Annotated in this window: 8 protein-coding genes; 2 read left to right on the top strand and 6 right to left on the bottom strand. The window is 50.3% G+C overall.

Annotation, left to right across the window (positions count from 1 at the left end):
• Positions 1–210 precede the first annotated feature (210 nt).
• Positions 211–3,456, top strand: a complete 3,246-nt coding sequence (locus AAC147_RS01815) for an Ig-like domain-containing protein (protein WP_047685100.1) — start codon at positions 211–213, stop codon at positions 3,454–3,456.
• A gap of 87 nt (positions 3,457–3,543) precedes the next feature.
• Here the strand turns inward: AAC147_RS01815 and AAC147_RS01810 are convergent, their stop codons facing one another.
• Genes AAC147_RS01810 through AAC147_RS01785 form a run of 6 tightly spaced genes read right to left on the bottom strand, consistent with a single transcriptional unit; the run spans position 3,544 to position 10,649 of the window.
• Positions 3,544–4,179: a GAD-like domain-containing protein gene (locus AAC147_RS01810; protein ID WP_047685097.1), complete on the bottom strand. Its 636-nt coding sequence runs from the start codon at positions 4,177–4,179 to the stop codon at positions 3,544–3,546.
• On the bottom strand, positions 4,179–5,420 hold the full coding sequence (locus AAC147_RS01805) for a polymorphic toxin type 15 domain-containing protein (protein ID WP_052189751.1): 1,242 nt from the start codon (positions 5,418–5,420) through the stop codon (positions 4,179–4,181). The genes AAC147_RS01810 and AAC147_RS01805 overlap by 1 nt, the downstream gene beginning before the upstream one ends.
• Positions 5,421–5,430: 10 nt before the next feature.
• On the bottom strand, positions 5,431–5,787 hold the full coding sequence (locus tag AAC147_RS01800; protein WP_047685091.1) for a DUF4150 domain-containing protein: 357 nt from the start codon (positions 5,785–5,787) through the stop codon (positions 5,431–5,433).
• Positions 5,780–7,006 carry a DUF2169 family type VI secretion system accessory protein gene (locus AAC147_RS01795; RefSeq protein WP_047685088.1) on the bottom strand — a complete coding sequence of 409 codons (1,227 nt, stop codon included), beginning with the start codon at positions 7,004–7,006 and terminating at the stop codon, positions 5,780–5,782. Before AAC147_RS01795 ends, AAC147_RS01800 begins: the two co-directional genes overlap by 8 nt.
• Positions 7,007–7,017: 11 nt before the next feature.
• Positions 7,018–8,856: a type VI secretion system tip protein TssI/VgrG gene (gene tssI / locus AAC147_RS01790; protein ID WP_047685085.1), complete on the bottom strand. Its 1,839-nt coding sequence runs from the start codon at positions 8,854–8,856 to the stop codon at positions 7,018–7,020.
• A gap of 35 nt (positions 8,857–8,891) precedes the next feature.
• Entirely contained in the window at positions 8,892–10,649 is a 1,758-nt protein-coding gene (locus AAC147_RS01785; RefSeq protein ID WP_047685082.1) for a type VI secretion system baseplate subunit TssF, read from the bottom strand.
• 283 nt (positions 10,650–10,932) lie between these two features.
• On the opposite strand from AAC147_RS01785, the gene AAC147_RS01780 reads away from it, so the two are divergent.
• Positions 10,933–11,144: DUF1525 domain-containing protein (locus AAC147_RS01780; protein ID WP_047685105.1), on the top strand; the 212-nt coding region annotated here is incomplete at its 3' end.

Genomic DNA, 11,144 nt, shown 5'->3' with positions numbered 1-11,144 from the left:
GGCGGGCATTAATGCGCGAGTACCAGTGCAGTGAACTGGAAGCCGCGGTGTTGGTGGCCAGAAAAATGGATATTGTACGTGGATTACGTCTTGAATCCAATGGGTGACCGTCGTTTAATTTTCATGTTCGAAAAAAGAATTAAGCGCGGTACTTAAGCTGTTTTTTCGGCATGTTACCCCTTTCAGCATTAATGAAAAGGGTTACAATTCGTGGTGCAAAAAATCCAATCCCGTCGCTTCAGCAGGGCGAAATCTTCAATTGTCGGCCTGTTAAGCCTGTCACTCAGTTTTCCCGGTCAGGCTATGCCAGAAGAACAAACCCAAGACCCGCAGGTACAAAAACTGGCTGAAATCACCACCCAATGGGGGCAACTGACTCAATCGCAGTCACCCAGCGAAGCGGCAAAAACAATGGCTGCACAGCAGTTATCGTCTGCGGTCACATCAACACTGACACCGTGGTTGAACCAATATGGCAATGCCCGTCTCACACTCCCTTTCGACAGCCACTTTTCGTTAAAAGACGTTTCATTTGATGGGTTGTTGCCTTTTTATCAATCGGTTTCAGGTACGGCATTCAGTCAGCTCGGGGTAAAAACCCACCACGGTCAGACAACAACGGCAGTCGGATTCGGCTATCGTTATGTCGACGATAATGGGTTATGGGGTGCCAATATCTTCTGGGATGCGTTGTGGCCGGAGCAGCATCACCGTTATAGTCTTGGGTTAGAAGCCTGGCACGATAACGTCAAACTCTCTGCCAATCTTTACCAGCGTTTATCCCATTGGAAGCCCTCCCGGCTCACAGATTTCGATGCAAGACCCGCCAATGGCTGGGATATTCAGGCTGAAGCATATTTACCTGCTTTTCCTCACTGGGGCGGGCAGTTGAAGTATGAACACTATGACGGACAGGAAGTCGCGTTATTCGGTGAATCAGAACGCCAGAAAAACCCGTACAGTGTCACCGCCAGGCTGACTTACACGCCCGTGCCGTTCGTGACACTGGGCGCCGATTTTCGGCAGGGTAAACAAGGTGTCAGTGAAAACCGTTTTACCCTGAGCCTCAATTATCGGTTGGGTGTTCCATTCAGCCAACAATTTGATCCAAACGCGGTCGCACCACTGCGCAGTCTGAGATCCAGCCAATTGGATTTTGTGAACCGACGCAGCGATATGGTGCTGGATTATCAGAAACAGACGATGATAACACTGGTCTTCCCCGCATCCATTAATGGGTATGAAGGCAAGGAAGTGACCTTTGTTCCCGTTATCCAGTCCAAATATCCGCTGGCACGTTTAGAGCTGGATACGGCTGAATTACAGCAGGCAAGAGGGAAAGTACTTGATCAACGGCCGGAGAAAGTGACGTTACGGTTGCCGAAGATCACGAAAAACCCCGTCCGGCTTTCGGGGATCGCCATCGACAGCCGGGGTAACTGCTCCAGCCGGGCAGAAATCATGATAGTGAGTCTGCCGACCGAAAAGCGATGGCAGGTGACAGCGAATAAAACGCAGGCCAAAGCCGATGGTCATGACAGTGTAAGTTACACCGTCCTTGTTACCGATCAGGAGGGGACTCCCATTCCCAATCAGGCCGTTATCTGGTCAAGTGATAAAGGCGAATTGTCCCAAACCCGGCAGAATACGGATACGCAGGGGCAGGCATCGGTCGTGCTGCGCAGCCGTCAGCAGGGGCTGCATGCGGTACGTGTTTCCGTGGGTGAAGAGGTTGCTGTTGCCCCTTCGGTACAGTTTGATACGGTGCTGATACCCGAAATTACTGTTGATAAGCATAACGTTAAGGCGGATGGGAAAGCGAGGGTAATGCTGACGGCAACGGTCAAAAGCGCAGACGGTCAACCTGTGCCGAATCAAGCCATTGGCTGGCAAACCAATCTCGGTCAGTTATCCGCTTTGTCATTAATGACTGATGCGAAAGGGCAGGCCACAGCGTATTTAACCAGCAAAGTATCCGGAAATGCAGAAGTGACGGTGGCGGTTGGCAGTGAAACGGCAATGTCTTCTCCTATCCGCTTTATTACCTCGCTAACGCACACGCTTCAGGCGGACAAACAAACCGCGATTGCCGATGGTCAGGACAGTATCCTTTATACGTTGAGCGTGCGCGATGCAGCGGAGCAACCCGTTGCCAACAGTAAAGTGCAATGGTCAGCGGATAACGGGCAATTGCTGGACAGGCAAGAGCAGACAAACAGCCAGGGGGAGGCAACAGCCTGGTTAGTCAGCCGCACCGCAGGGAGGGCAACGGTGAAAGCCGAGGTGGCGGGAAAAAACCTTGATGCTGCCCCGGTAACGTTTAAACGTTTGCTGAAACCGGCTATCACGGTGGACAAAGTCCGGGCGAAAGGCGATGGTCAGGATACTGTGGTGTTGACGGCCACGGTGAAAGATTCACTGGGATCACCCGTGGAAAATCAGTCAGTGAATTGGCAAACAGATCATGGCGTGTTGTCCTCAGAACGGACACAAACCAACCCTCAGGGACAAGTGCAGGTTCAGCTGAGGAGTACGTTTGCAGGGGAGCATCAGGTGCAGATCCGGGTTGGTGATAATAAAGTGGCCGCCCCTGTTGTCACGTTTGATGCAGTGCTGTTATCCACCATTCGGGCCAATAAAACCCGTGCCGCGGCGGATGGCGAAGATCGGGTGACTTTTACTGTCACGGTCACCGATATTCATGGGCAGGGGCTTGCGGATAAAGCGGTTGACTGGTCTGGAAATCTTGGCGAGATGATTTTTGCAGAAGACAGGACAGACCGTCAGGGAAATGCAACCGCAATCCTTGTCAGTCTTCATGCCGGGCATGCTTCGGTCACTGCTGACGTTGGTGAGCAGCAAGTCGTCTCCTCTGTGGAATTTATCCTGCCGTTACGCCTGGTTGATACCGTTGCCGTTGACAGCCAGGGTGGTAATGCCAACCAGAAATCGTTTGGTCTCCGGGGGCCTTCCGTACTCTGGCGTGGCGCAAAATTCCGCCTTGTCACGGCCGGCAATACAGGCCGGGTGAACTGGCAGAGTGATTCACCCTCGGTGACGGTATCGGGGGATGGGGTGACGGTGCAACAAAATCCTGACGGAGTCAGGCTCACCGGCACTGATGAGACCGGGCAACAGGTCGCACTGACCTTGACGGTTCACACCTGGTTTGAGCGCTCCGGCCTGACGGAAGATTTTTACTCGAATGCAAAACAGATTTGTCGGTCACTCGGCAGCCGGATTGCCTCCAAATATGCCCTTGAACGGTTATATGAGGAATGGGGGAATTTTTATCTTTATGAGGGCTGGACGCGGGATTTTTATGTGACCTCCACGGATTATCTGGCGGCCAGTTCAGGTTCCGCAGAGCATCAGGCAAAATGGGCGTTTTGGGCAGAAACAGATCGGTGGATGCGAAATGGCTGGGCGATGACAGGATTTGCGTGTAGTAAGTAGTGCTATTTAACACCGCTCTAATTATTTAGGAGGAATAAGTGGCTGTAGGTACGGCCACTTTAGCAATAAATATCAGAAAGTAAATAATCAAATCTCTTGAATATCTGGATCTGCAAATTGACGAAGAATATCTAGGTGGATATGCATATCTAATTTTTTGATATTTTCTAATTTAATTTCACCGCCTAATACAATCGCAGGTTCGAAACCAAAGATTTCGTGTTCACCTAATGGACCATATTTTTCTACAGCTTTGGAGAAAATACCTGTTTTTGTACTGCCTTTTAAATCAAAATCATCAGGTGATTTTATTCCAAAGAAAGAGGATATTTCTTGGTCTAACTTTTTCTTTTCTTTCTTGTATGCTCTTTTTTTCGAATAATTAATAGAGTTAAAAACACAAGATATTGTTAAATTAATTCCTGTATGTTCGCCACAAAGATAAAGTTTACCAAAGCCACTTCTGGCAATAACATGATAAGAGTCCATAGATTCGAATGGGGTATCTTCTAACCACATATCAACGATATCTTCATAGTCATCAGGATTGACAATGCTAAATAATCCATCTCTATAACTGTTCCAGCCTTCATGTTTCCAATAATATAATAATTGCCCAGGCAGTTTTCCCAGCCATTTATCTATGGCTTCGTCAGGGACTGCTCTGTGTTGAGTGGCCTCTCCCATATCTTCAATGAAAAGCTCAAAATCTTCATCCCGCATCACTTTTTCCCCTTACCTCGACACAATTCTAATTGTACATTCATTTTGGCATCACCCACTCCATTGTCCAGAGCTTCTTTAGCTGCATCATCAAGTGATTTGATACGTTTTCCATTCCAGCTACCACCGATGGCGCTGTTAATTCCTTTATCGCCCATTTTCTTAGGTGCATATTGACCATACCCTCCTGCTACCATATCAGGTTCATGCAACGCAGCCAATCCATCGAATATATCGTCTGCTTTTTTCTGTGATATTTTCTTCGCTTCTTTTGCAGGAACTCCTCGGTTTTTTAAACTATCATATATTTTTCCTTTTATATCTTCTTTAGTGTCATTTCGGAAATCCTCTTGTGCTTTCCCAGCCAGACTATTCCGCTTATTCTTCTTATAAGAATCCCGTGCCAATTTGAACTCTTCAGGCGACATATTATTAATCGCATCCTGCTGTCTGCGCAGTTGTGCAGAATATTCTTTCAAAAAAGCCTGACGCTCTTTCTCTGTTTTTAATCGCTTATAGCGTTTGCTGTTATAAGGATTAAAACACGGAACTTTAGTTTTTTTAGCCCCTTTGACTTTTCCGCCTTTTTTCTCTGGTTCGTCAGGTTTTCCTGTGTTCTCCTTCGGTTTTTCAACCTTATTGACCGTTTTTTTCTTTCCTTCTTTAGCGGTCACTTTTTCAATGGTTTTCCCGATATGCTTAATGCCTCCGACGATCCCTTTGACGACATTTTTAACAGCTCCTTTCGGGTTCAGGTCTCCCAGTAGTGCACCGGTCTCCTGATCTGAATTGTCTAATGTCACTCTGAGGTCATCAAACTTGTCGGTGGCAGTACTTTTTCTGGTCTCTTCAGCGGCTTCTGATAACACCCTAGCCTGTTCTTTATTGCCAAGGATATCATGCCACCTTGCGGCATCTTCCATATCACGTGCTGCTTCCATTTTGGCCGCAGGGTATGCAAGTTCCGCAAGATCCACCCCAAAATTCCAGGTATCTTTTGCCGCTCCCTTCCCCATTTCAACGGCGCTTTCATATACCTGACTGGCAAAGTTCTGTTCGTTCTGCGTACCGGGCTTGAGTACCGGGCTCGCTTCAGCAGGGGCAGTAGTGACTTGTGGAGGTTGCCCGACAATTTCACCGAAGGTATTGCCTTCCCCTGTTGCAGCATCATTGCGTGCTTTTTTTTCCAGTAAAGGTTTATCGCTCACCGTAAGCGGTGCTTTTTTGGTTTTTTTTACCATCGCCGTCTCCTTATGCGCCGTTCATCCAGAATTTATCCCCATGCCGCAGCAGCAGTTTGTTGCCTGCCCGGACACTTTTTGAGTGTTCTTTCGGGTGGCACTTACCCCCGACTGTGCCGCTTTTGATGCCATTCGCAACGCCGGGTTGATCACCCAGTGTCTGTGGCACAAAACTTTGGGCGAAGACAACCACGGGTTTGCCATTTGTCCGCACGGATTTGACTGGTACAGAGCTGTCTGCCAGTTTGGCCACCACCGGATAGGGAATGGGGGGCGTTGATGCACCCATCGGTGTTTTGCATACGTCAGGTACAATGCTGACGACCATCCATTGGGCTGCTGTCCGGGCGAAATAGTTATCAGCCATAATGCACCTCCCTGCCATCACCCAAATCAACCCTGACCAGAGGTGCAGCCGGATCCATCTCAAACCGGGCCTCCATCACCCGGATGCTGTCGTTAATCTCGGCGTGGTAGCGGTAGGTCATGGAGAGCGTGAGGGCTTCGCTGTCGATAATTAAGGTATCCGGATGCATCAGATCAGGTAACATTTCGCCATTCAACATTCTCAGCAGCATAAAAGGGCGATGTCCCGGTAGCTGCACCCGCAGTGTGCCCTCACGGGTTAAATGAAACAGGCTGATACGGATATTATTATCCGGATGGTCGATTTGCTGATCTTCCGGCGCGTTATTCCAGTAGCTGAAATCAAAATCATCGGGGAGATATGGATGGCGCTCTTTCAGCCAGGTGTCATCGTAGGTGCCGGCTTTTATGCGACGGGGCAGCCAGGGACGACCAATTATACCGAACCCTGCCGGCAGGCAGCCGGGGTCTTTCATGGCAGCCGGCTGCCCTGTGCATTGGTCCATGTGTTTCCCGGTAACAGGCGCACCAAAGTGTTCAAGGCGTGGAGCCGGATAACGGGAAAGGTTTTTCGCTTCCACATACCACGGTGTGACAAATCCCGTGCCAATCGGATTGTATTCGAAAGTGGCATGGGCAATGGGAGCCTCTTCTTTTTCCGGATGCTGTTCCCGTTGCTCATCGGACAGCCTGAATCCATCTGCCACGGCAGCGGCGGCTTCATCATTTGCGTAGATCTTACACTGGCCGCCAAAGGCATACCGGTAGTCTATCGGTAGTTCCGTGAATTTTTGCGGCGGGGTCAGTTGCCATTCCCCTTCTGGGGAACGTTGAAACTCGCGTTCTCCCCACACCAGTAAGGTTTTATCGATAAGGGGTTGCCGATCCGCTGTTGTGACGAGTAACCGGACAGGGACTCTTTCAGCCGGAATGCCCGCTGGTGCATAGGCCACCCCGTTGACAATCACATCACATTTCGGTTTTAAGGGAGCCAGATCACTTTCCAGCCGGACAGAAGACAAGTTAAGTTCACCGCTGAATTCATCCTGCAATGCCAGCTCCCCGAACGGCTCGGTTAATACGGCCTGATAATACGGTCCGTTGCCGACAGGCTGGAGCTGATAGACGATTTTCATCGCGACAACATGATATTCTTCGTCTTCGGTATCCAGCATCTTGTAGTGCATGACCGAAAAGGGTGTCAGATTCTTAAATTCCATCGTAAAGCTCCTTAATTCAGGTCAATGTCCTGTGCGCTGATTTGAATGGCATCACTGGCCTGAAACAGGAAGTTATTCCCCTGAATCGTGACATTACCCAGCTTGTCCATGCGCAGGACGCTGTTGCCACAGCGCAGCTCAATCACTGTGCCTGCAGTAATGGATAAGGATTCACCCACATCCAGTGTATCTGTCAGGCCAATGGTCTCTTCCCGGTGTTCGTAGACATAAATGGTCTGGTTTTTTTCGACCGTTTCACTGTGGTTCGCCAGCACGTGGGTATTACGATCATTGAGTACTTTGGTGTTCATGTCTTTTTGTGCATGAATAAACACTTCCTCACTACCTTTCGCATCCTCAAACCGCAGTTCATTAAAACCTTTGCCTTTGTGGGTCTTGGTTCTGAAAGTAGTACGGGTTTTCTGGGCCGGTAAATCCAGTGGCGGGCGGTTCAGACCGTTATAAACACAGCCGGTGACAATCGGCCGGTCAATATCCCCGTTGAGATAGGAAATGATCACTTCCTGTCCGATACGCGGGATGGCCATAAAGCCAAAACCGTTGCCGTTCCAGCCCTGTGCTACCCGCACCCAGCAGGACGCACCGTCATCCGCCTTGTCATAGCGGTTCCAGTGGAAATGCACTTTGATGGCCCCGTCTTTATTGACGAAGATCTCTTCCCCCTCCGGCCCAACGACAGTGGCGGTTTCATCACCATCGGCCTGTGGCCTGTAATGGAACGGGGGACGCCAGTCGGCGAGACCATCAATAAAGCTGAAATGATTACTGAGCGTTGTGCCATCACCACTGTTATCGCCCAGTGCTTGCGGGCATCGACCGTGATGGCTGATACCGACAATCTGCCAGCGGGCATTGAGCGGCAGGTGTGGGTGACTGATGATTTCGAAGATTTTGCCCGGCATCAGTTTGATGCAGTTGCTGCTGCCGCTGCCGGTCTGTTTCTGGTTATCCAGGGCATCATGGCGGTATTTGAGAAACGGTTTGGCGGCGGCATCTTTCTGAAAACGCCCGTAACTTTCAAACACGGTATAGGGGGTTTGGGTGCCAAAATCACGAAACCCCTCGCTGCTTTGCATATGGGAGAGGTGATAGCGGGGATTATCGTAGTTAAAATCTTTGTGGAGGCTGCGCTGCGGACTCATCCCGACCCCCAGCCGTACCTGATAAATCGTATCTATACCCAGCGCGGTTTCCGGTTGCGGACTGTAAGTCAACGGTAATCCCGCAGTCATGCCTAAATGGCTGTCGCTGAAAAACAGGGTCTCATCCTCGAACCAGAAGCTGATGCCTTCTTCTGCTGCCAAGCGGCTGAAAAAGGCATAATCCGATTCCCGCTTCTGGGTCACATATTCTCTGTCCTGATGGGGATCGTAGAGTTTCGAATCGGCCCGGACTTTATGTTTTTTCAGTAAGCCACTCAGAATGGCCGGCACATTTTGCTGATGGAAAATACGGCTCTCCTGATTCAGCGTCAGACGCCAGAGTGCCGGGCGGACGGTGACGCTATAGAGCGTCTTATTGCCGTCGGTGCCGATCCAGTCCGCGTGGGAGATGATCCCGGTGATTTTGCGCTGCAACAATGGGCCGTGAAAAATTTGCAATACCGCTTCCTGCATCAGCAGCGACGTTAACTTAATCTCTGTCAGTGGCTTAAACGGATTCAGATTACCGGCTCTGACCAGCGTCAGGTTCAGGGTAAACAGCTCAGATAATCCTTCCTGAAGGGAAAACTCCCCCACACTGAATGTCCCTTCGGGCAAGCCTGCTATCTGAAAAGTAAAGCGTAATCCACTTTTAGCGGTGGGAAGCATATCCATGATATTCGTCATGTTTTGTTGTACTCCTTGTTGTTATGGGTGATGGTCTACATCTCTGCGCGTGTTCCGTCGACCTCCCGGAACGCCCACAGAACATGACTGCTGCCCGGGGTATAAATATCCAGTTTGACGAAGGTGGACTGACTGATAAAACACGCCATGGCCTCACTGACTAACCGGCAGAAACGGTACATTTCCCCCGGATTGTGGTAACAGTCGGGATTGAGTGTGAGTCCCACCCGATGCCCCCGGACAGGACGGTCGCGTTTCAGGCGGTCGATCAGGTGTTCTTCCACACGGACAATGCCGTCGATATGCCGTCGGATATGGCGGCTCAGCAGGCGATTGAATTCGGCGTAGGGATCGAACAGGCGGAGAAAATGTTTCAGGCTTTCTGTGGCGAATAACAGTGCAGGCGGGCTGGAAAGACAGGAAATCAGCGGCCAGCCGACATTATCCTGCAACAGCGGTCGGTAATCGGGGGTGACAGGAAGAATATTGCGTACGCGGAGATGGGCCGGAGCCCCTTCCTGTGTGACAGTAATTTCGCCTTGTTTTAAGGTCATGGCCTGGGAGTGGTAACCCAGAAAATCGCCAACAACGCTCAGTGGGGGCAGGCACTCAGCCGGTTTGCCGGTCAGGTCAAAAAAATGCAGTTGGTGTGTGAGCCTGCCCAGTAAATCACAATCACGCTGGTACAGGTAGTAAAACGTTTCAGGCTCGTCGTCTTCCGCCAGCCAGGGGGCAGACGGTATAAACTGTTCGATGGGCAGATAGCGGGAGGGGTCCCCGCGTTGCTGCGTTGCATCGGGTTGCTGAACCACCTGAATATCGTGTAGCCGGAACAATTGCACGGACTCGCCAAGGGACAGGGGATAACGGTGATTTCCTTCACTCAGTAGCAGGGGAGAGCTGGTCAGGGTTTCCAGATGCAGGGCAGGCACACAACCAAGCATAAAGGCATCGCCGATATTTTCCAGTGGCAGTTCACCCTGAAAACGAAAAATGAGGTCAAAGGTGCCGTCGGCATTTAACGGGACTTCAGAGCAACTGTTGCTGATGTCTACCGTCATAAAATTATACAGATGGGGCAGCGCATAATATTCCATCAGTAATTGCAAACCGGCATACGTGCGTTTTCCCGTCGGCAGGAGAGGATTATCGAACAGGTTGTGCCAGCCATAAGGAAAACTGTTCAGTTTTCGCTGCGTTCCCTGTGCGTTCAGACGCATCTCACAGATATGTTGATCCAGCCACAGGCTTAACTGGGCTGCCCGTTCACTGTCTGAGCCGAGGAAAAAAGACAATGCCCCGCTCTGCCAGACGGGAGAAGGGGTTCCCGTCTGGCAGAGCGTCAACACTATCTCGCTGTGTGTGCCGGTTTTTTTCACGACCCGGTTCAACACAATCAGGGGTTCAATATGCAGGGAACGGCAGGTGTTAAAGGTGAGTAACTGCCCGTTGACATCGGCGGAGATCGGCGTGCCTGCCGGGATATCAACCACCCCCTGATGCTCGCCATCGGTGGGATGAAACTGCATGAGCGTGGTCGGCGGGATGGGACTCAGGGCGGACGGCCAGATGCGGGACAGGATACCGTGGGTAATTTCAGGAAAATCATCCTCGACTTTATCCCGTAAGTGGGCAATCAACAGGGCAAAAGCTTCAAAAGTCCGTTGAATATCGGGATCATGGGAGGCTGTTAAAAAATCAGCCAGATGCGGCGAGTCTTTCGCCACACGCCGGGCTAGCTCCTGCAGGTAGGCCAGTTCTTGCAGGTACAGCGATTCCTTTCTGTTTTTCATTTGTTTTTCTCTAAAGTGTCGATTCATTATTGATCGACACTTTGGGTGGAAAGTTTATATTAAATGAGTTTGTTATAAGAAAATGCGACTTATTATATCTGCATATTGATTAATGTAATTAATGTCATTCTTTTTTTATGATCCCCGTACAGTCCGAAAGGAGAGGGGACAGCGTGAGAAAGTGAGGGATCTTTTTTATCTGATGCAAAAAAGAATTGTTTGCTGACTTCCCGGGATTTTTTCCGCACGCTTGCCGTCTGTGTTCAGCGACGGGAAGGTGGGAATGAGAAAGCGCTATACCTTATTATTCTGGCTGGGATGGATGACCGCGTCAGCGAGTCATGCCAAAACGGTGATTTACACTGACAGCCAACACGTCCCCGTCAACCTTTCCCCGGACACGCAAATTGTCTGGCTGGATGCGGCTGAGCAACAGCGGCAGAAAATCTTTTCTCACCTTTCTGCCGACCCTCAACAAGCGGCGAGACAGGCACA

Source organism: Xenorhabdus sp. NBAII XenSa04 (genome assembly GCF_963866145.1).
GTDB classification, from domain to species: Bacteria; Pseudomonadota; Gammaproteobacteria; order Enterobacterales; family Enterobacteriaceae; genus Xenorhabdus; species Xenorhabdus indica.
Note: the sequence above shows the minus strand (reverse complement) of the source record. Positions and strands in the feature narration are given on the sequence as shown.